Source organism: Exiguobacterium sp. s102, assembly GCF_018618635.1.
GTDB classification, from domain to species: Bacteria; Bacillota; Bacilli; order Exiguobacteriales; family Exiguobacteriaceae; genus Exiguobacterium_A; species Exiguobacterium_A oxidotolerans.
Genome location: NZ_JACSML010000002.1, coordinates 390,889 through 411,811, shown reverse-complemented (window position 1 = coordinate 411,811; position 20,923 = coordinate 390,889). Strand labels below are relative to the sequence as shown.

Genomic DNA, 20,923 nt, shown 5'->3' with positions numbered 1-20,923 from the left:
GACAAAAAGACCATCTACTCTAGCCGAGTAGATGATCACGTGTATTTAGGACCTATGTCCGAACGATCTTAGCGTGGTTCAACGATGAGTTTAATTGCAGTCCGTTCTTCGCCATCAATCATGATGTCGGTAAAGGCTGGGATACAGATTAAATCCATGCCAGCTGGCGCAACGAATCCTCGCGCAATCGCGACCGCCTTAATGGATTGATTGAGTGCACCCGCACCGATAGCCTGAATCTCGACAGAACCTTTCTCTCGAAGCACGCCCGCAATCGCTCCTGCGACGGCGTTCGGATTCGATTTAGCTGATACTTTCAGGGCGTCCATGCAATGTACCTCCCAATCAAAAATGACACTTAATCAAAGAATATCGATTGATCCGTCAAATGAATCCGTTCAATCTTCGTTGCTTTTTTCGTCGCATCATCGATATGAATCAAGACTCCATTTAATTGTTCCCGTCCTTCCGCAACTTCAAACCGAGTTGGAAGCTGTGTCTTAAATTTTCGTAAGACATCATCTTTACGCATCCCGAGGACACCGTCCAGTGGACCTGTCATGCCGACATCCGTGATGTAAGCTGTTCCACCGTCAAGCACACGTTCGTCGGCAGTTTGGACGTGCGTGTGGGTTCCGACGACCGCTTGAACACGTCCGTCAAGATGATAACCCATCGCGATTTTTTCACTCGTTGCTTCCGCATGGACGTCAACGAAAATCGCATCGACTTCCCCTTCGACTTCCGCAATCAACGCGTCAACAGTCCGGAAAGGATCTCCGAGTGCTGGCAAGAAGACCGTTCCTTGGACGTTGATGACGGCAATCTTTTTATTCCCGACCTTTAAGACCATCATGCCACGACCTGGTGTTCCTTCCGGATAGTTTGCTGGACGGACAATCCGGTCAGCGTCATCAATCCAGTCGAAAATGTCCCGATTGTCAAACGTATGATTTCCCATCGTGACGCCGTGGAAACCAAGTTCGAGTAATTGGTGATAAATTGATTTCGTGATGCCACGACCGTGTGCTGCATTTTCACCGTTGACGAGCATGACGGTTGGATTGTATTTCGACTTCAGACGTGCCGTAAATTGTTGTAAGATGTGTCGACCTGGTGCGCCAACGACGTCTCCGATAAATAAAATCTTCATGCTAATTCCTCCAATACATTAAAAAAGTGGCGGTCGCCCGCCACTTTGCTTATTTTGCGTATTCGACTGCTCGTGTTTCCCGAATGACCGTGACCTTGATATGACCCGGATAATCGAGTTCTTCTTCGATTTTCTTCCGGATATCACTCGCCATCTTGTGTGCTAAGACATCATCGACGACGTCAGGACGGACGATAATCCGAACTTCACGACCGGCTTGAATCGCAAATGATTTTTCAACACCATCGAATGATTCTGAAATTTCTTCCAAACGTTCGAGGCGTCGAATGTAACTTTCAAGCGTTTCTTGTCGTGCACCTGGACGTGCTGCTGACAGTGCGTCTGCTGCCGCGACAAGGACGGAGATGACCGAAGTCGCTTCCGTATCACCATGGTGAGAAGCAATCGCATTGATGACTGTCGGATGCTCTTTGTACTTCGTACCGAGCTCGACACCAATCTCAACATGACTTCCTTCCACTTCATGGTCAATCGCTTTTCCGATATCGTGCAGGAGACCTGCCCGTTTCGCAAGCGTGACATCTTCGCCAAGTTCCGCTGCCATCATTCCCGCAAGATGCGCGACTTCAAGTGAGTGGAACAAGACGTTTTGTCCGTAACTCGTCCGGTATTTCAAGCGACCGAGAATCTTGACGAGATCCGGGTGGATTCCATGAATCCCGACATCATATGTCGCTTCTTCTCCGATTTCGCGAATTCGCTCATCGACTTCGCGACGTGATTTGTCGACCATCTCTTCAATCCGTGCCGGATGAATTCGACCGTCTTGGACAAGCTTTTCAAGCGCCATCTTCGCCACTTCACGACGAATTGGATCAAATCCAGACAAGATAACAGCTTCCGGTGTATCATCGATGATTAAATCGATTCCCGTTAACGTTTCAAGTGTCCGAATGTTACGACCTTCACGACCGATGATTCGACCCTTCATCTCATCATTCGGTAGGTTGACGACAGATACCGTCGTCTCAGCGATATGTTCAGCGGCGAACCGTTGAATCGCGAGGGACAAGATGTTACGTGCTTTCTTGTCGGCTTCTTCTTTTGCTTTTTGTTCGATTTCTTTTTGTAGCATTGCCGCATCATGCAGCGCAGCTTGTTTTGTCTCATCCATGATGATAGCGCGCGCTTCGTCTTGCGAAAGATTCGCAACACGTACGAGCTCTTGGCGACCTTCTTCATACAGATCCTCAACTTTGCGTTCTAACGCTTCAGCTTGTTGCTTCCGCTTCGCGATCTCAGCGTCTCGTGTGTTGATTTGATCTTCCTTTCGGTCGATTGAGTCGACACGGCGATCGAGAGTCTCTTCTTTTTGGAGCAAGCGGGCTTCTTGTTTTGTTAGCTCTTGACGACGTTCACGAAGTTCTTTTTCTACTTCATTGCGAAGTTTAAAGGCTTCGTCTTTCGCTTCGAGTAATGCTTCTTTTTTCGTTGCTTCCGCTGACACTTGTGCCCGTTCGACGATTTTTGTCGCTTCGGTTTCCGCGCCTTGAATCTTTGCTTCAGCAATCGATTTCCGCAAGAAGTAGCCTACGATGAATGCGATGAGCAAAGTGAGGAGAAGTATGATAATCCAAGTTATTGTATCCATGGGTTCACCTCCCCTTTGCAAGGTGTTTCTTAGTTCATTTCGGTTTTTCATCGAAGCTGTCTAAAAAACGTACATCTATATTGTAAAGATAGCACTCGTTCATTGTCAACGAACGGGCGGGAAAGAATTCCTTTGTTTTCCTCTTTTCAACAAAAAACACCTTGAATCGAGGTAACTTCAACGAAAAATCTAAAAAAGATAACGTTCACTCCAGCGAGTAAACGTTATCGATTGTTCGATTCACCTTCAAGAAGGAACCGCCTCTATATTATTCTGCGAATAGATCTTCTGTTTCTTCTTCTACTTCCGCATCAAGTGCACGTTCAACAAGACCGTGGTGTTCACGAATCAAACGTTCGACTTCCTCAGCGACCTCAGGATGCTCGACCATGTATTGTTTCGCGTTTTCACGTCCTTGACCGAGACGTTCTGAATTATAAGAGTACCATGCACCACTTTTTTGAACGATGTCGAGATCCGTTCCGATGTCGATTAACTCACCGACTTTAGAAATCCCGAGACCATACATGATATCAACTTCTGCTTGTTTGAATGGTGGTGCAATTTTATTTTTAACGACTTTGATTTTTGTTTTATTCCCGACGATATCCGTTCCATTCTTCAATGCTTCCGCACGACGAACTTCAAGACGAACAGACGAGTAGAATTTCAAGGCACGTCCACCTGGAGTCGTTTCTGGGTTCCCGAACATGACACCGATTTTTTCACGGATTTGGTTGATGAAGATGACAATCGTCTTCGATTTGTTTGTTGCACCAGACAACTTACGTAATGCCTGACTCATCAAACGTGCTTGAAGACCTACGTGGGAATCACCCATTTCGCCTTCGATTTCAGCTTTTGGTACGAGCGCTGCAACCGAGTCGACGACGAGCACGTCTACTGCACCTGAACGGACGAGGGCTTCAGCGATTTCAAGTGCCTGTTCCCCTGTATCCGGTTGTGATAACAATAACTCATCAATGTCGACACCAAGTTTATTTGCGTAGGCTGGATCTAACGCATGCTCTGCGTCGATGAACGCTGCCTGACCGCCTTGTTTTTGTACTGCTGCAATCGCGTGGAGCGCAACAGTCGTTTTACCAGAAGATTCTGGACCGTATACTTCGATTACCCGTCCACGTGGATATCCACCTGCACCGAGAGCTATATCTAATGTGATTGATCCAGAAGAAATAACAGATACCTTTTGGTCTGCATTTTCACCTAGTTTCATGATTGAACCTTTACCAAATTGCTTCTCTATCTGGCGTAATGCCATTTCAAGTGCTGCTTTACGATCACTCACGTAGCAGGCCTCCTTCTATTTATCTTACTGAGATTATTGTACTTCTTTTGAGACCGAATGACAAGCTTTTTACGAACATTTATTCGCATACTTGGAATTATTCTTATTTCGGTTGAACGGCAATTTTCTTAAGGTATTTCAACAGAAGGAAGTACGCATCTTTTACAGAACGTAATCTAATCATACCACGGTCGAATGCTGGGTAGGTAAATTCAACGACCTCCGTTCCGTCCGGTGTTGCTAGGGCGCAATAGACCGTTCCGACTGCTTTTCCACTATTACTCGTCGGTCCCGCTTCCCCTGTCAACGCAATAGCAAGATTCGATTGATAGAGACGTCTCGCTCCTTCAGCCATCGCAATCGCGACGTCAGCGCTGACGGCCGTTTGTTCGCGCAGCAAGGTTTCGCTAACGCTTAACAGGTTACGCTTCGCTGCATCGTCATAGACGACGGCACCCCCACGAAAGCTGTTGCTTGCTCCCGCAATGTCAGTCAAACCGCTCGCAAAGGCTCCTCCTGTTAAAGACTCCGCTGCCGCAAGCGTCACGCCTGCCTCTTCACAAGTCCGTAGGACGACTTCCGGTAAACTCGTTTCACCATAGCCATAAAAGTATTCCTCGACTTCCGCAAGGACAAGTCGTTCGAGTCCGTCAAGCATCTCGATGGCAACTTGTTCCTGCGCCGCTTTCGCCGTCAAGCGTAACCGTACTTCAGCAAGTTCCGCATACGGTGCGATCGATGGATTTTGGGAGGAACGAATCAAATCGGTCAATCGGTCGTTCAGTGCCGATTCCCCGATTCCGAAAAAGCGAAGTGTTCTCGATTTGATGGTCTCCTGTCCAAACAAATGTTCAAAATGATCGGCGATGATTTGCTTCATTTCCCGCGGGACACCTGGTAATAAGATATATTGGTGGTCAGCCGTCTTCAGCGACATCCCTGGCGCGAGACCCGCACCGTTCGAAAGGACATCCGCCCCTTCAATGACCAGCGCCTGTTTTTTTTCATTATCCGTCATCATGCGACCACGTGTTTTCAAAAAACCTTCAATCCGGCTGTACGCGACTTCGTCAACTTGCAGACGACGTCCGAGCAGCTTAGCGAGCACTTCTTTCGTCAAATCATCTTCCGTCGGTCCAAGTCCCCCCGTGATGACGAGGAGATCGGCACGTGCTTGCGCCTGTTTGAAGACGTCCGTCATCCGCGCCTCATTATCGCCGACGACACTATGATAATGGACATCGATGCCGCAACTCGCGAGCCATTCCGAGAGGTACTGTGCATTCGTATTGGCGATTTCCCCTAATAATAGTTCACTTCCGACTGCTATGATTTCTGCTTTCATCTTTATTCCCCGCTTTCAAAAGTATATAAAAAGACTGTCCGATTTAGCGAACAGCCTTGTTTGAGATAAGTTACATCGATTTCGTGATTAATTTAATGTTTTTCGAGAAATACTCAACGCCTGAGTAAATCGTTAAGATTAACGCCAGCCACATCGTGATTTCAGCAAACGGGATATTGAGTAATGCGAATCCGATGTCGTGGAGCAAGAAAGCGATGATTGACGTCAGTTGAACCCACGTCTTCGCCTTGCCTGAGTTTCCGGCTGCTAAGACGATTCCTTCGTCTGATGCGACAAGACGAAGCCCTGTCACGGCAAACTCACGGCAGAGAATGATGACGACGACCCAAGCTGCAACGAAATCGAGCTCTACAAGGTAAACGAGTGCAGCTGCGACTAACATCTTATCAGCGAGTGGATCCATAAACTTTCCGAAATTCGTGACTAACTTATTTTTACGTGCCAAGTAACCATCCAACCAGTCCGTGATGGCAGCAACTGAAAAAATCATCGCCGCAACAAAGTGAGAAACCGGAAGTTCGGCACCGAGAACGTCCCATTGACCCCAGTTTGGGTCGATGGCGAGTACTGCGACAAAGACAGGAATTAACAAGACACGTAATACCGTCAATTGATTAGGCAAGTTCATTCTGGTATCCTCCTCCTTTTTATGTAAGATCAGTAGCTATGCCGTCTTACGGCGTAGCTACTTTCTTCAAGTAAATATTTTGAACGAGGAGCGAACGGTTAAGTTTGAGCTCCTGGTCATTGACGACGATTTTATCGATGCCTTTAATTGAACCGATGCGAATCCGAATCAAATCTGTTTTCGCATCTTTGACGACGACCGGGTTCGGATCGGACGCATTGATATGGTCTGGCGCGAGCGCCTCTCCTTCAAGCGATGTATCACGTACTCCGACAAACGGTGACGGCGATGCATCTTTTTTGATGCTGATCGAGACATCCATCGTTTTATCCGCCGGTACTTCATATGTGATATCTTGCCCAGAGGTCGTTTTCGCCACTAGTGGCTTCTTGACTTTCTCTTTCGGTTCTTCTGTCACTTCTTCTTTTGGTTCTTCTTCCGGCTCTTCCGTTGCCGGAACATCCGTCTCCTGACTCGGAGCGTCTCCTTCATCAATCGTCACATCACTCTGTTTCGGTGCTGTCGTATTGGCTTTATCACTCGAATCGAGGAAATTTTGCAACGCATAGTAAAGTGCGACACCAATCGCAAAGATTAACAGGATGATAATGATGTTTGGAATCCACCGTTTGGCAACACTCTTTTTCGGAGCCGTCGACTTCGAATAGGTTGCGCGTCGTGACAACTCGACGACCGGTTGTGCTTCAGGTTCCGGCAAGTCTCGTTTATACGTCTCAAACACTTCGTCTACGTCCAGACCGAGTGCTTCGGCATACGTTTTGATGAAAGCACGTGCATAAAAAGCACCGGGCAATTGATCGTAGGCACCTTCTTCAATCGCGACGATATAGCGCTTTTGAATTTTAGTCGTGCTTTGAATTTGTTCTAGCGAAACGCCTAATGTCTCACGTTGTTCTTTTAAGTAGGTTCCGAGCTCGGTCATCGGTAACACACCTTCCATTTTCATTACTTATTTAAAAATTGAACCATTCATTTCCGCCAAGTGCACGTGGAGGTTCGGTCACGATGATTTCTTCGGTCGTGTTGCGTAATTCAATGATGTAATCGAAATCATCCCACGTGTATTCACTCGACTTGACGAACGCATCCGGATGTTCGACGATTTTCGTCGCTGGCAAACGCATGACTTCACGTAAAATTTGCCAATGACGCTCATCGAAGTGCCGTTGGGACACAAGGGCATCGATGATGTAGACGTAGTCGCCCGTCCGTTCATCGTCAAATAACGAAGTTCTGACCGTTTGTTTGATTAAAGTCGACGATAAGAACAACCATTTCTTATTTGCACTGACACTTGCTGCGACGATTGATTCTGTTTTCCCGACCCGCGGCATGCCACGGACACCAATCAGCAGATGCCCATCCTGCTTACATAGTTCAGCCATGAAATCGACGAGAATCCCTAAGTCTTCTCGAACAAAACGGAATGTTTTTAATTCATCACTACTATGGTCGATATAACGACCATGACGAATCGCAATCCGGTCACGCAACTTCGGCTTCCGGAGTTTGACGATTTCAATCGTCGACATCGTCTTTAAGATGGCTGCGAGTCGCGGTATTTGATCAGGCTGTTTCGTTTGAAGTAACATGCCGCGGCGCTCACGATCAACACCATTGATCGTGACAATCGAGATATGCAGCATCCCCATAAGTGAGGCAATATCTCCTAGCACCCCCGGACGATCGACATTCAATTCGTACTCAAGATACCACTGTTCGAATTCACCCACTCGCTAGCCCTCCTCGTCTATACGGTTATCCATTCCTCATGTTAAATGATTTTTTGAAAAATGAAAAGCATTCCTCGCTCAATTCTCAAGCGATCACATCCACGCGCCATCAATTTTTAAAATGGCTCCCGAGATATATCCAGCCTCTTCCCCCATTAAAAATGTGATAGCCGAGGCTACTTCTTCTTCCGTCCCGAACCGACCAGCCGGAATCTCCGCTAAGGCTTGTTCGCGATCTTCCTTCGAAAAAACGGCATTCATCGGCGTATCAATCCAACCAGGCGTGACAGCATTGATTCGTCCGTTCATTGCGCCTAGTTCTTTGCTATAGGCTTTTACGAAACCAAGTTGTGCCGCCTTACAGCTCGAATAAACGACTTCCCCGGCTACGCCGAACTCGCCTAAGACACTGCTGACGACAACGATCGACAACGGTGCGGAGAATGGTTTCTTATGTGTCAAGAACTGACTGATGCGAATGAGCGATTCGACGTGCAAGGTCATCATCGATTCAATTGAGTTCGTCGATTGATCGATTAACAGTCCACTAAAGCTCGTCCCGGCGATATGGACGAAACCATCGACTGGTGGCAAACCCTCACAAAGAGAGGCAATCTTTTCCCGATTCGACAAATCGCCTGCGACGATTTCAGTCGTCACAGGCAACTCCTGTACAAATTGCTCAAGCTCGTTTCGGCGTTGATGTGTATGCAAGACAAGTTCATGTCCGGCTGCTGCCAGGCGTCTCGCTGTCGCTAGACCGATGGCACCACTGGCACCTGTAATAAAAATCCGCATCGGTTAGACATATGGTTTGACGATTGAAATCGCTCGGTTCTCAAGCGCAAACAATTCGTCAAAACGTGCTTCAATTTCCTCTTTCGTAATCGAAGCAATCAGTGTCGGCAATGCAAACATGTTCGTGTCCGCTAAAGCATGACGTGAAAACTGATTGGCGATAAATTCCGGCGAATTCAATGCCCGTAAGAATTTCCCTTGCATCATATTCCGCTTCCGGACGACTTCCGTCTCGCTGAACGAGGGACGCTTGGTAAGAAGCTCCTCATACGCTGCGATGAAACGTTCCGGATCTTCCGTTTCCATCCCGAATGTTGCAAAAGCAAATTCTTCTTCGCTCGAATAATCAAAACTGAATGTATCGTCAATCAATCCTTCTTCATACAAGTCGAGATACGTCGACGAGGTTTGATCAAACAGGAGATGTAGGAGTAACTCACTCGTCATTTCTCGGCGGACTTGTTCTTCGCCACGAAGTGATTCATCTTTATATCCAATCAAGACTTTCGGTGTCTTGACGTCGAGCTCGAGTTCGAATCGCGGACGTGCGACTTCTTTTGGTTCAACGCCGTAATCGCGTTCGATTGCCGGACGGTCTGTATAATCTTTTTTCGCTTGATTTTGTTTGATCAACTCAAGCGTTTCCGCAGGATTGATGTTTCCGACGACAAACAAAACCATGTTCGACGGATGATAGAACGTCCGGTAACACGTATACAAATCATCGGCTGTAATCTTGTCAATCGACTCCGGTGTACCTGCGATGTCAATCCGAACCGGGTGATTCGCGTACATCGATTCGATGAGTCCAAAAAATAGACGCCATCCGGGATTATCTTGGTACATTTGAATTTCTTGCGTAATGATGCCTTTTTCCTTCTCGACACTCTCCGGTGTAAAGTAAGGATCTTGAACGAAATCAATCAATGTTTCGAGATTTTGCTCGATCAGCGATGTCGCAGAGAACAAATACGCTGTCCGTGAGAATGATGTAAAGGCGTTCGCGGATGCACCGAGACGACCAAATTCTTGGAAGACGTCCCCTTGCACCGACTCAAACATTTTATGCTCGAGGAAGTGGGCAATCCCGTCCGGTACGCTCACCCAGTCCTCACCTTTTTTGAAACGATTGTCGATTGAACCATAGCGGGTCGTAAACGTCGCATACGTTTTTTCATAACCTTTTTTCTGAAGTAAATAAACAGACAAGCCATTGTCTAATTGTTCGAAAAATACCGTTTCGTCTGTATCATGATACGTTAACTGTTCCATTATTCTTCACCTCGCAATAAATAGACTGCCTCTAATTCGATTTTAGCGGCTAGACGGACGACATCTTCACGCGTCGCCGTCTCGATGATATGAATTTCATCTTCTAGCGTCAATCCACGCATTTTCGATCCGTTCAACCAGCCAATCAATTGTCCGGGTTGATCGAGAATTTGACGACGCGCATTGATGAGCATCGCTTTCGTTTGCGTCAACTCTTCAGCCGTAAAGTTCCCGGCTTTCAAATCGACAAGCTGTTCCTTGATGATTGTTTCTGCCCGTTCCGCTTTTTGAGTTTCGACACCGGAGTAGACATATAATGCACCATTCAACGCCGCATAACGCGATGCTGCATAATACGCGAGACTTTCTTTTTCCCGGACATTCATGAACAATTTCGAATGGGGAAATCCACCAAAAAGACCGTTGACGATTTGCATCCGAATCGAATCAGCAGATGTCGGATCGACTGCAACACGGTAGCCTAAATGTAACTTTCCTTGTTTGATTGGTTGTGTCTCTGATGAACGCTTCACACCGGCGACTTGTTTCAAGGCCGGGATATAATGACTCGTTTTTTCACTGTGCGAAGGCAAGAAGGATAATGCCTCTTCCATTTCATCACGCGTCACATGACCGACGACGAAAACATCGATCCGGTCGTTTTCAATCATCGACCGATATGTATCCCGCAAGGAGGATGTTGTAATTTCCTCTAATCCTTCGAACGTACCGAGTGACGACAGTGAAACGGCTTCTCCAGGGGCCATTAACTCAAGAAGACGCTGCTGGGCAAAACGCATTTTATCATCATAAAGTGAGCTGATCCGTAACGCATGGAGACGTTTTTCCTGTTTGACGAACTGTTCACGGAAGCCGCCTTCGGTTAAGTCAGGATAGAAAATCATTTGTTCGAGCAAATCAAGCGCCTCTTCAAGCAACGTCTCATGCCGTACGAGATCACCTCGGACGACGTCGAGCTGGAATGAAATAACATGCTCTTCGCCGAATTTCGAAGCATCTGCATAAAGTCCCGCATCATATAAGGTTTCGAGTGGTTCACGTAGCGCCTTCATCGATGGATAGGCCGCTGTCGATTTTTCCATGATGTACGGTAAGATCGCCCGGCTCGTCAGCGTTTTTTCTTCAAGTGGTGCAGAAAATGTGACGAGTACGGTCGTTGTCTTGAATTTATCGGTCGGGACGAGATGGTACGTCGTCCCCTCTTTTTTCCACGTTTCGAATGACTGACTCATTTACTCTCCATCCTTTCGTTTAAACACATGTGCACTGCGAAGGTATTCAATATCTGCTGTTTGATTGACTGCATTCTCATAACGCGCTGCGGCAAAGAAAAAGTCACTCAGTCGGTTGATGAATGGCAAGAGGTGACGGGCTTGAGCGACATCGACCATCGAACGTTCAATCCGTCGACAAATCGTTCGCGCAACATGTAGGCTTGCCGCCGCTTCCGTTCCGCCTGGCAAGATAAACTTATCGAGCGGGGGAGATAATTCCGTTAAACTATCAATCCAACTCTCGAGATTTTCTGTCGCAGTTTGACTCAAGCGGGATTCTTTTTGTTCGACGTACATTAAGTCGCTCCCACAATCAAACAAGGCATGTTGAATGACAATCAATTGTTCTTTTACTTCAATCGAAGTTGCTTTTGTCCGTGCGAGGCCGACGAAGCTGTTCAGTTCATCCAGTTCACCCATCAAATCGATTTGCACATCATTTTTTTTAACGCGGCCACCGACGAGCGATGTTTCCCCTGAATCCCCGGTTTTTGTATAAATCTTCATTTTTCTCACTCCTATAGCGAAAGGAAGCGAATCAGAGAGTTCGCTTCCTTTGTTTTTTCGGTAATCGAATTCGGAATGTCGAGCCTTCGCCGAGCTGGCTCTCGACTTCGACCTCCCCTTCATGGGATCGGACGACGTTCACGACAATCGCGAGACCAATCCCTGTCCCCGTCTTGCCACGCGTCCTTGCTTTGTCCGCCTTATAGAAACGATCAAAAACGAACGGGACATCTTCTTCCGGAATTCCTGTACCGGAATCAATTACGGATAGGAATATGTTTTCCCTATCTTCCGTAATGTTAATCTCGATTTGACCATCCTCGGTGTAACGAAGCGCATTGCCGAGTAAGTTCGTCAACACTTGCTCCATTTGATCGGGATCCGCTTCGAACTCGACGTTCGGTCCGACGACGTCAAACGATACACGTTTGTCGCGTCCCATTTGCTTGAATTTTTTAATCATCCGTTTTGCAAACGGGACTGCTTCCATTGGTTCAATCCGTAACTCTTGATGACCTGCCTCCATTCGGGCAAGATCGAGTAAATCATTGACGAGACGCGATAGACGTTGCGACTCATCATAAATGATTGAAGCAAATTCTTTTGTCGCTTCATCGCTTTCCGTCATCCCGTCGACGATCGCTTCCGAGTACCCTTGGAGCATGACGAGCGGTGTCCGCAATTCATGACTGACGTTCGCAACGAAGTCGGCGCGCATCTTCTCGAGCTGCTGCGCTTCTGTCATGTCCCGTAAAACGGCAACAGCACCAATCTGCTCTTCGTGCTCAAGTAACGGACTGACGATAATAATGTAATAACGACCTTCCCGTTCAAAGGAAACAGTCATTTCTGTCTCTGTCCGCATGACGGTCTTGAACAAATCAATCAGTTCTTCCGGAACCGGTGCCCCTGCCAAAAAATCTTCTGCCGGCGGATTTGTCGCGAGCAACTCCCCGGAATCAGAGAACGTCAAGACGCCATCTGCCATACAGCGTAAAATGGATGACAACAGATGTCGTTCTTTATCGAGATCCGTGACATATTGATTCAATTGGCTGCTCATTTCATTGAACGCCAACGCCAAGTCCCCGATTTCATCGCGTGAACGTTGCGTCAGACTTTGGTCGAACTTTCCTTCTCCGGCTTCGACGACAGCTTGACGAATCGTCCGCAGCGGCGCCGTAATGCGCGTCGAGAGGAAGAAGGCGAATACGGTTGTCCCGATGATCGCAAGCAGGACACAGAGTTGAATGATTTGCCTCGCGCCTTCATTCGCCTGTTCGATGTTCGTCAGTTCTTCAATCAAATACGTCGTTCCCGCCTCACTTGATGTGACGAGCGGGGCACGATAGGCGAGTGCTGCCTTGCCATTGAATACTTCATAGTTCCCAATCGCCGTCTCGCCCTCTTCACCGTCAACTGCTTTCCAGTTCTGACGCTCGAGCTCCTTAATCATACGTCGTGCCTTTTCCTCTGAAATATTCGTTTGAATCGTTTCGTCCTTCGTTGTCGCAATCAACGTCGCCCCGTAAATATCCGTAATTTCGACGGCGGTCGCCGACCCTTCCTCTAGCCCATCGTGCGCTTGGAAAACGGTCTCGACTTGTTGACCTAGCTTCGCGAGATGTCCTCGTTCTTGTTCAATGTGAAACGAGTTAAAAAATTCGAGCAACAAAATCGTCAAAGCAATTAAAACGACAGAAACGAGCAGTAAAATCGTTCCCCATAATTTGATGACGACACTCTGTAACCACTTCATCGTCAAGCAGGACTATTCTCGAATTTGTAACCGACACCCCAGACTGTCGTGATCATCTGAGCCGCGCTCGGTGACAAGCGGTTTAGTTTTTCCCGCAATCGCTTAACGTGTGTGTCGACCGTCCGCAAATCACCAAAGAATTCATAATTCCAGACCTCTTTTAATAACTGTTCCCGTGAAAAGACTTTATCCGTCTGCTTCGCGAGGAAGTAGAGCAATTCGTATTCTTTTGGCGTCAAGTTGACTTCTTGCCCTTCGACCGTCACGCGGTGCGCATCATTATCAATCGTCAGATGTGGGAAGACGATAACATCTTTTGTTTTCGCATCCGTATGCAAGAACTTCGTTGCGCTGGCACGTCGCAGAATGGCCTTGACCCGAAGCACGACTTCGCGTGGACTGAACGGTTTAACGATATAATCGTCCGCTCCCATTTCAAAACCATGAACACGATTCGTTTCTTCCCCTTTTGCCGTCAACATGACGATCGGCGTCGCTTTTGTTTTGCGCAACTCTTCACAGACCTGCATACCATCGAGCTTTGGCATCATCAAATCAAGTAGAATGACATCATATTCCGTTTCAAGCGCCATTTCGAGCGCCATCTCGCCGTTGTCTGCTTCCTCAATCGTAAAGTTCTCCCGTTCGAGGTACATCTTTAATAAGCGTCGAATCCGTTCTTCATCATCGACGACTAAAATACGAGCTTCTTCTGACATCGGTTGATTCCTCCCATAAACTAGTCTCTCTTCTCTATCCTACTACTCTTTTAGTATACTATGAAACAAAAAGAAAAAACTTCCCTAACCGGTTAGACAGAAAAGGGTGATTGATTCATTTCATGTTTCTTTCAAAATCCAATAGTTGATGCCTGGACGAAGAAAGGGAGTCACCAATCGATGTCATTCATCGATCGGTGACTCCCTGTTTCATTTTTTAGTCAGGCGTAAGAATGAAGACCTGCGACAACGAGGTTGACGAACACCAGGTTGAACATGATGACCCCAAACCCACCGACACATAACCAGGCTGATTTTTTACCGATCCAGCCACGCTGAATGCGCATGTGCAGGTAGAAGACGTAAAATAACGCCGTAATCAATGCCCAAACCTCTTTCGGGTCCCAGCCCCAATAGCGGCTCCATGCCATCTGGGCCCAAATCATCGCAAAAATCAAACCGCCCAGGATGAAGACCGGTAAGCCGATCGCAATTGCACGATAGCTGATTTCATCTGCTGTTTCTAAGTCGATTTTACGGGCGATCGGTTTTAAGCTTTCCGCAAGACGCTTCCGTAAGATGACAAATCGAAGGAGTACGTACAAGACGAGACCACCGATCAGTGACCAAAGAACTGTATTGACTTTGTTCGCGTTCAAGAAGTTCGGCAGTTCGACGACTGCGCCCGATCCCGAAATGACTTTTCCGCCTTCCGGACCAGTCAACACGGGCATCGTATAGTCGTGTTGCATCGTCGCGCCGTTTTTCGCAACATATTCAATCGTTGCATTCGTCGAAAGCGCGTTAAATAACAATCCGACAAGAATATAACCGACCACGCATGTTAACGAAAACATGACGACTTCAAGCCACGTCCGTGTTTTTGATTCTTTTCTGAAATCTGTTGCGTGAATCAAGTAAAGTAATCCTGTCGCGAAGCTGACCGCGAGGATTCCTTCACCAAGTGCAGCTGTCGTGACGTGAATTTTTAACCAGACACTTTGAAGTGCCGGAATGAGTGGTTGGACCTCATCCGGGAACATCGATGCATAGGCGATGACGAGCAAAGCAATCGGCATCGCGACTAATCCTAAAACGTTGTTCCGGTAAATCCCGTAGACAATCAGGAAACCAAGAACCATCATCATCCCGAAGAATGTCGTATATTCATATAAGTTCGACACAGGAACGTGCCCCGCTCCTGCCCAGCGTGTAAAGAAATAACCAAGTTGTGTCGCAAATCCAATAATCGCGAGCGTAAAGGCAATCTTACCTGACCGGCTCGGTCCCTTTTTCCCACTCGTCGCAACCGCAAAAAATCCGGTACTGATGAGATACAAGATAAACGATGTCAGCAGTAAATTCCCACTCAAATTAAGCAAATTCATTCTGATTCCCCCTCTTCCCGCAACTTCTGCCGGTCTTCTAGTTGAGGAAGACCTACTTCTGTCAAGGCGAGATTGGCTTCTTTTTGAAGCCCTAACGCGTTCTTGTTCGTAAAGCCGGCAATGTTAATCCGACCGTTTGTTTCTCTAATCCAAAGGCGACGATGCGGCCAGTACATGCCGATGAGCAGACCCGCCATAAAGATTACTCCACCGATGAACAGGAACGGCAGCGTCAAATCTTTTTTAATCCGCACTCCCGAGATATTCGACAGTTCAGTCCCGGCAAAGCCCATCTTGTATTGATTTTCGTCCCCGCCGACATTGAGCTTAATCCCGATCAGACTCCGTTCGCCTTCCGGGTGCTCCGGTGACTTGATGTTAAAGACGAATGCCGGATTGACCGGCCGTGAAGAATTTGTCGTCGGTTTTCCGTCTTTGACGACGAAGTCCGGTAAAAAGTCTTTTAACTCGACTTCGTAGCCATCCTTCAATTCATACGTCGAGTCCGGGTTGCGTAAATCGACTTCAATCGTATCGACAACTTTTCCGGTTTTTTGATTTTCGATATTAAACGACATCGTCTTGAATTCAGGATCTGCCGCATATTGTTCCTGGAAGACTTGATAGTTTTCGAATTCAAACGGTTGGTTAACGGCCGTTTCACCAGATTTTACTTTTTCAAGTTCCGGTTTAAAATCATCCGTCATGCCCGTCTTTTTATACAACGTCATTTTCGTATCGTAGTTTTTCGGAACACTACCACCCGCTCGTTTCAGCGCTTCACTGAATTTCGCGTCGACCTTTTCCGGGTCATAAAATTCGATATTGAAGGCATTGTTTTCGAGGTAATACTCGTTGTCCGTCGCTTCGATCGGCAACGTTTCACCTTCACGAAGCCACAGCAACTCATCTTCATGCATCCCTGGTACAATCCGTAACATCGCGCCACCAAAGAATAAAACAAGTCCGATGTGATTGATGTATGGACCCCAACGTCCAAACCGTTGTTTTTCTGCTAATAAAGCGCCGTCCTGTCGACGGATTTTATAGCCTTTCTTTTTTAACAACGGCTCAATCGCGTCAATTTGTTTTACCGTTCCAGCCGTCTCAGCGCCAAATCGCTGACCGCCCATAAAACGGTCAGACTGGATGACCGGTTGTTTCTTCAACGCTCGATAGAGCGGGAAGAAGCGGTCGATCGATACGATGATGATAGATAAAAGTAATAAGGTGATCAGTCCGATGTACCACCACGATTCAAAGAGATTATGAAATCCTAATGCATAGTAGATATCGCCTGCCGTACCGTATTCCTTACCATAAAATTCTTCTGGCGGTGTCGCTTGCGGGATATACATTTCCTGCGGGAAAATCGTCCCGACACCACTTGCGAGAATGATTAAGCCAATCAACCACAGTCCGACTTTAACGGAAGAGAAGAATGTCCATGTTCGGTCAATCCACGACTGTTTTTTTCGTTTTGAACGAAGCTCTGCTTCTTCATAACGCATGTCCAGTTGCTTATATTCCTGCATCATCAATTCCCCCTCGATGCGTTACTCGTTTGCTTTTTTAATCATTTCTTCCAACTTCGCCTGATCAATTTCACCCTCATACTTTTCGACGACTTCGCCTTCTTTATTGATGATGAATGTGACCGGTAAGTTATAAATGCCGTACGCTTTCTCGACGGAACTGTTCGTATCCATTAAAATCGGATAGTCCGTTCCACCAATTTCCTTGATGAAGCTCGAGACGCGAACCGGTGTTTCGCCGACATTGACGGCTACAAAATTGACATTTTCATCTTGCATCATGCTGTAGTTGTCGTTAATCAATGGCATCTCTTTTTTACACGGTTCACAAAACGTGCCCCAAAAATTAAGCAAGAGTCCTTTTCCAGCATACTCATCCATCGAGTGTTGTTTCTCACCATACAAGTCGACGAGCGTAAAGCCAGGTGCATCGTCTCCCGCCATGACACGACCATTTTTATCGCGTGTCGCTTGATCGACGAACTGCATGATGACGACCGCACCAGCAAACAAGACGATCGTCATGATCATCAGTCGCCAGAATGAGCGTTTCTTCTTTTTTTGTTTCGCGGCTTCGAGCCGCTCTTCCGGGTTTTGCTTCGTTTTTTTCATGTTATACCGCCTCCACCCATATTGTACTTGAAATCGCTTAAATGTTGAGACAATGTGAAATACGTTAATTGTTTTGTCACAAAAAAAGAAAACTCAACCTATAGGATGAGCTTTCCGCTTTACAAATTAACGTTTTTTTGTGTTCTTACGTCTTTTCGTAGGTGGCGCGACGGGATCCGCTAGCTCACGCAATTGATTGACTTCTTTTTTTGAAAGTTCACGCCAGTCTCCTGAAGTGAGTCCAGCTAACGTCAAGAATCCGAATTGCTCCCGCTTCAACTTGATGACTTCTGCGCCGAGTGTTTCGACCATCTGACGGACTTGACGGTTATGTCCTTCGTAGATGACCATCTCGAGGATTGCCGTATTCTTTTTCTTGTCGACATCACGCATTTCGACGCGTGCTTTGCCTGTCTTGAATCCGTCCGGTAAGACGACACCCTTTTCCAGACCTTTGACGTGGTAATAATCCGGCACGCCTTTGATTTTAACGATGTAACGCTTCGGTACTTTGTATTTCGGGTGCAGTAAGAGGTTTGAAAATTCACCGTCATTCGTCAATAAAAGTAAGCCGCTCGTATTGTAGTCAAGACGACCGACCGGGAAAACACGATGGCCCGGCGGCACAAGATCAACAACCGTTTTACGTCCCTTATCATCTTCAACCGTCGAGACGACACCTGTCGGCTTATACAGCATATAGTAGACATGCTCTTCCCGTTCGAGCTTGACGCCGTCGACTTCGACTTCAGCACGTCCGCCGACTTTCGTTCCAAGCTCTGTGATGACTTTTCCGTTGACCTTAACGCGACCTTCTGTAATTAATTCTTCTGCTTTGCGTCGTGATGCGACACCAGCTTGTGCGATAATTTTTTGTAGACGTTCCATTAATTTATTCTCTCCTCTAGTGACGGTTCATTCCTGAAAAATAGATCGCCATCCGCTTCGAACGTTTCTTCGAATTCGAGCGGAGGTAACTCCTCGATACTATTGAGACCAAAATGGTCCAAGAAATGATCGGTCGTTTTATACAATTTAGCTCGCCCGACGCCTTTCGCGCGTCCAGCTTCTTCAATTAACCCTTTTGCACTGAGCGTATGAATGACACGCTCGGTCTTGACGCCGCGAATGACTTCGATGTCTGCACGCGTGACAGGCTGCTTGTAGGCGATGATGACGAGCGTCTCCATCGCAGCACGAGACAAACTGTCTTCCGCGAGTGATCCCGCGTAGGCTTGAACGTACGGTGACATCTCTTTTCGTGTCACCATCTTAAAGACGCCACCGGACTCAACAATTTGAAGGACACGTCCTTCCGACTCAAACAATTGCTGGACCGCATGCAGTTGTTCGCGCGCTGCTGCTTCACTGATTTCAAGCACTTGGCTCAGGCCACGTGGATCGATGCCATCATCTCCGACGACAAACAATAGACTTTCAATGATTCGATCATACGCCAATCGGATTCTCCTCCTTCGCCAAGGTCCGTAATAAAATATCGTCGTTCATCTGCTCGCAAGCAATAACCCGTTGTTTAACGAGTTCAAGGACAGCAAGAAAACTGACGACAAGTTCTTCGACTGTCGGTTGTTCCGTAAAGAAGCCAAAAAAGGTCGTCCGTTCTCGCGACAGTACATATTCTGATACGTGAACCATCTGTTGCTCCAGTGTCCGTTCCTCACGTTTGACCGTCTTCGACCGTCTCACTTTCCAGGCAACACGTTGTCGCATTTTTTCATAGGCACGCAACAAATCACTAAATGATAACGTTCCGTTATAGTCATTTGTTTCTGTATCCAGATAACGCAACAGGTCTTCCGGTTGTTTTGAAAAAAGCTCGAGTCGCGCTTCTTCCTTTTCCTTCAACACAACCGCTGCTTCCTTATACGCTTTGTACTCAATCAATTGTTGAATCAAACCTTCTCGCGTCGGCTCCTCATCAAAATCAGGAACCTCCTCGAACTCCGATTGTTCAATCGGTAACAGCTGTTTACTTTTCAGTTGCAAGAGCGTCGCAGCCATGACAAGATATTCACTAGCAACATCGAGTTCAAGATGCTGCATAGCTCGAATATAGGACACATATTGATCCGTCACGATTGAGACGGAAATATCGTAAATGTCGATTTCTAGTTTCCCAATCAAGTGTAACAGTAAATCCAAAGGGCCTTCAAACGCATCCATCTTCACACTATATGATTCCATGATTCTCCCTGCCCATCAACGTTTTTTGCGCCTTAGTATACCATACATCGTTACTGTTCGACTATGCTATATTAAAAGGAAAGGAGGTGCTCTCATGCACCCGATCGAACAATTTACTTTCGAATTCAATATACAAGAAGATTACTTCGAATGCCATGAAATATTAGAAGAACTGTGGCAAGCCGGCAATCGGACGGACGAATCACTCGTCGCTTTGATTCAATTAGCCGTCGCCCGGTATCATCACCGGCGCGGTAATGTGACCGGCGCGATGCGGACCTATCCGAAAGCCTTTCAAAAAATCGAACGGCATGCAGCGTCAATTACCCAACTCGGCATCGATGCCACGCAACTGCTTACGTTAAAGTCCGCTTTTATGGAGCCGGAATACCGGAGAATCCATTTACCAGTAGACGAAAGACTCGAACAACGAATGAAGACCCAATCACTCGAACCGCTTGATCGAACCTTTTTAATCGACAAACACCGGTTACGAAACCGGCAAGACGTCATCGACGCAAGGCAAGCCGCACTTAAAAATCGCGGGAAATGGAAAAACCGGCCCTGAAATAAACGGACCGGTTTTTTTCATTGATTTTTCCACTTTTCAACAAGACGACTTGTTTCTTCAGTCGAGCCGATGATATCGAGACGCATCATCTTCGCCGCAGCGTCGAGTAATGTGTACGACATCCGCTCCCCGCGGAACGATGGAGACAATGCGATGTGGCTCAATTCAGCGTGGCCATCCACTAATTGAAAACCGATCACTCCTACGAAGTCTTCATCCTGTTTGTAAAGATACAATTGACGATCTTCTTCTTGTTCATAGGCTTGAACCGTTTCAAGCAAATACTTCGGATCCTTCACTTCACACGAAAAGGCGATTAACCCCATCGCGGTCCGTTCATTCAGCTTCTTATATTTTACTAGCATCTGATTCTACACCTTCCTAATTTCAACAACTCTCAGGACCATGAACGACTGAGACTCATTTATTCTACACCTTAT

Annotated in this window: 22 protein-coding genes; 1 reads left to right on the top strand and 21 read right to left on the bottom strand. The window is 46.9% G+C overall.

The window, feature by feature from the left end; all coding sequences use genetic code 11:
* Positions 1–68: 68 nt before the first annotated feature.
* The 20 genes from KNQ02_RS07160 to KNQ02_RS07065 form a co-directional block, all read right to left on the bottom strand.
* The gene (locus KNQ02_RS07160; RefSeq protein ID WP_029333189.1) at positions 69–329 is read right to left on the bottom strand and encodes a stage V sporulation protein S; all 261 of its coding nucleotides are present in this window, start codon (positions 327–329) and stop codon (positions 69–71) included.
* A gap of 29 nt (positions 330–358) precedes the next feature.
* Positions 359–1,153 (bottom strand): TIGR00282 family metallophosphoesterase, encoded by a 795-nt coding sequence (locus KNQ02_RS07155; RefSeq protein WP_088836707.1) that lies wholly within the window; start codon positions 1,151–1,153, stop codon positions 359–361.
* Between the two features lie 49 nt (positions 1,154–1,202).
* The gene (gene rny, locus KNQ02_RS07150; RefSeq protein ID WP_029333187.1) at positions 1,203–2,765 is read right to left on the bottom strand and encodes a ribonuclease Y; all 1,563 of its coding nucleotides are present in this window, start codon (positions 2,763–2,765) and stop codon (positions 1,203–1,205) included.
* Between the two features lie 268 nt (positions 2,766–3,033).
* On the bottom strand, positions 3,034–4,074 hold the full coding sequence (gene recA, locus KNQ02_RS07145) for a recombinase RecA (protein ID WP_029333186.1): 1,041 nt from the start codon (positions 4,072–4,074) through the stop codon (positions 3,034–3,036).
* Positions 4,075–4,177: 103 nt separating this feature from the next.
* Positions 4,178–5,419 carry a competence/damage-inducible protein A gene (locus tag KNQ02_RS07140; protein ID WP_214807704.1) on the bottom strand — a complete coding sequence of 414 codons (1,242 nt, stop codon included), beginning with the start codon at positions 5,417–5,419 and terminating at the stop codon, positions 4,178–4,180.
* Positions 5,420–5,489: 70 nt separating this feature from the next.
* Complete coding sequence (pgsA, locus tag KNQ02_RS07135) at positions 5,490–6,068, bottom strand: CDP-diacylglycerol--glycerol-3-phosphate 3-phosphatidyltransferase (protein WP_088836705.1); 579 nt, start codon at positions 6,066–6,068, stop codon at positions 5,490–5,492.
* A 46-nt stretch (positions 6,069–6,114) separates the two neighbouring features.
* Positions 6,115–7,011: a helix-turn-helix domain-containing protein gene (locus KNQ02_RS07130; RefSeq protein ID WP_214765305.1), complete on the bottom strand. Its 897-nt coding sequence runs from the start codon at positions 7,009–7,011 to the stop codon at positions 6,115–6,117.
* Between the two features lie 31 nt (positions 7,012–7,042).
* Complete coding sequence (locus tag KNQ02_RS07125; RefSeq protein WP_029333182.1) at positions 7,043–7,822, bottom strand: DUF3388 domain-containing protein; 780 nt, start codon at positions 7,820–7,822, stop codon at positions 7,043–7,045.
* Between the two features lie 93 nt (positions 7,823–7,915).
* The gene (gene ymfI, locus KNQ02_RS07120) at positions 7,916–8,620 is read right to left on the bottom strand and encodes an elongation factor P 5-aminopentanone reductase (protein WP_214765307.1); all 705 of its coding nucleotides are present in this window, start codon (positions 8,618–8,620) and stop codon (positions 7,916–7,918) included.
* 3 nt (positions 8,621–8,623) lie between these two features.
* Entirely contained in the window at positions 8,624–9,892 is a 1,269-nt protein-coding gene (gene yfmH / locus KNQ02_RS07115; RefSeq protein WP_214807702.1) for an EF-P 5-aminopentanol modification-associated protein YfmH, read from the bottom strand.
* Positions 9,892–11,145, bottom strand: a complete 1,254-nt coding sequence (gene yfmF / locus KNQ02_RS07110) for an EF-P 5-aminopentanol modification-associated protein YfmF (protein ID WP_214801076.1) — start codon at positions 11,143–11,145, stop codon at positions 9,892–9,894. The genes yfmH and yfmF overlap by 1 nt, the downstream gene beginning before the upstream one ends.
* Positions 11,146–11,694, bottom strand: a complete 549-nt coding sequence (locus tag KNQ02_RS07105) for a cob(I)yrinic acid a,c-diamide adenosyltransferase (RefSeq protein WP_088836700.1) — start codon at positions 11,692–11,694, stop codon at positions 11,146–11,148. It lies immediately after the preceding gene.
* Between the two features lie 31 nt (positions 11,695–11,725).
* Positions 11,726–13,453 carry a sensor histidine kinase gene (locus KNQ02_RS07100; RefSeq protein ID WP_088838458.1) on the bottom strand — a complete coding sequence of 576 codons (1,728 nt, stop codon included), beginning with the start codon at positions 13,451–13,453 and terminating at the stop codon, positions 11,726–11,728.
* 2 nt (positions 13,454–13,455) lie between these two features.
* On the bottom strand, positions 13,456–14,172 hold the full coding sequence (locus KNQ02_RS07095) for a response regulator transcription factor (RefSeq protein ID WP_088836699.1): 717 nt from the start codon (positions 14,170–14,172) through the stop codon (positions 13,456–13,458).
* Between the two features lie 221 nt (positions 14,173–14,393).
* On the bottom strand, positions 14,394–15,560 hold the full coding sequence (ccsB, locus tag KNQ02_RS07090; RefSeq protein WP_088836698.1) for a c-type cytochrome biogenesis protein CcsB: 1,167 nt from the start codon (positions 15,558–15,560) through the stop codon (positions 14,394–14,396).
* Positions 15,557–17,095, bottom strand: a complete 1,539-nt coding sequence (gene resB / locus KNQ02_RS07085; RefSeq protein ID WP_239456862.1) for a cytochrome c biogenesis protein ResB — start codon at positions 17,093–17,095, stop codon at positions 15,557–15,559. Before resB ends, ccsB begins: the two co-directional genes overlap by 4 nt.
* Before the next feature lie 21 nt (positions 17,096–17,116).
* Positions 17,117–17,707: a redoxin domain-containing protein gene (locus KNQ02_RS07080; RefSeq protein ID WP_029333174.1), complete on the bottom strand. Its 591-nt coding sequence runs from the start codon at positions 17,705–17,707 to the stop codon at positions 17,117–17,119.
* Positions 17,708–17,833: 126 nt separating this feature from the next.
* Positions 17,834–18,595 (bottom strand): pseudouridine synthase, encoded by a 762-nt coding sequence (locus tag KNQ02_RS07075; RefSeq protein ID WP_014969990.1) that lies wholly within the window; start codon positions 18,593–18,595, stop codon positions 17,834–17,836.
* Positions 18,595–19,167, bottom strand: a complete 573-nt coding sequence (gene scpB, locus KNQ02_RS07070) for an SMC-Scp complex subunit ScpB (protein WP_029333173.1) — start codon at positions 19,165–19,167, stop codon at positions 18,595–18,597. Before scpB ends, KNQ02_RS07075 begins: the two co-directional genes overlap by 1 nt.
* The gene (locus KNQ02_RS07065; RefSeq protein WP_088836696.1) at positions 19,157–19,912 is read right to left on the bottom strand and encodes a segregation/condensation protein A; all 756 of its coding nucleotides are present in this window, start codon (positions 19,910–19,912) and stop codon (positions 19,157–19,159) included. The genes scpB and KNQ02_RS07065 overlap by 11 nt, the downstream gene beginning before the upstream one ends.
* A 94-nt stretch (positions 19,913–20,006) precedes the next feature.
* Here KNQ02_RS07065 and KNQ02_RS07060 point away from each other — a divergent pair, with 94 nt between their 5' ends.
* Positions 20,007–20,480 (top strand): DUF309 domain-containing protein, encoded by a 474-nt coding sequence (locus KNQ02_RS07060; protein ID WP_214807699.1) that lies wholly within the window; start codon positions 20,007–20,009, stop codon positions 20,478–20,480.
* A gap of 20 nt (positions 20,481–20,500) precedes the next feature.
* On the opposite strand, the gene KNQ02_RS07055 is transcribed toward KNQ02_RS07060, so the two are convergent.
* The gene (locus KNQ02_RS07055) at positions 20,501–20,848 is read right to left on the bottom strand and encodes a GNAT family N-acetyltransferase (protein WP_088836695.1); all 348 of its coding nucleotides are present in this window, start codon (positions 20,846–20,848) and stop codon (positions 20,501–20,503) included.
* Between the last annotated feature and the right edge of the window lie 75 nt (positions 20,849–20,923).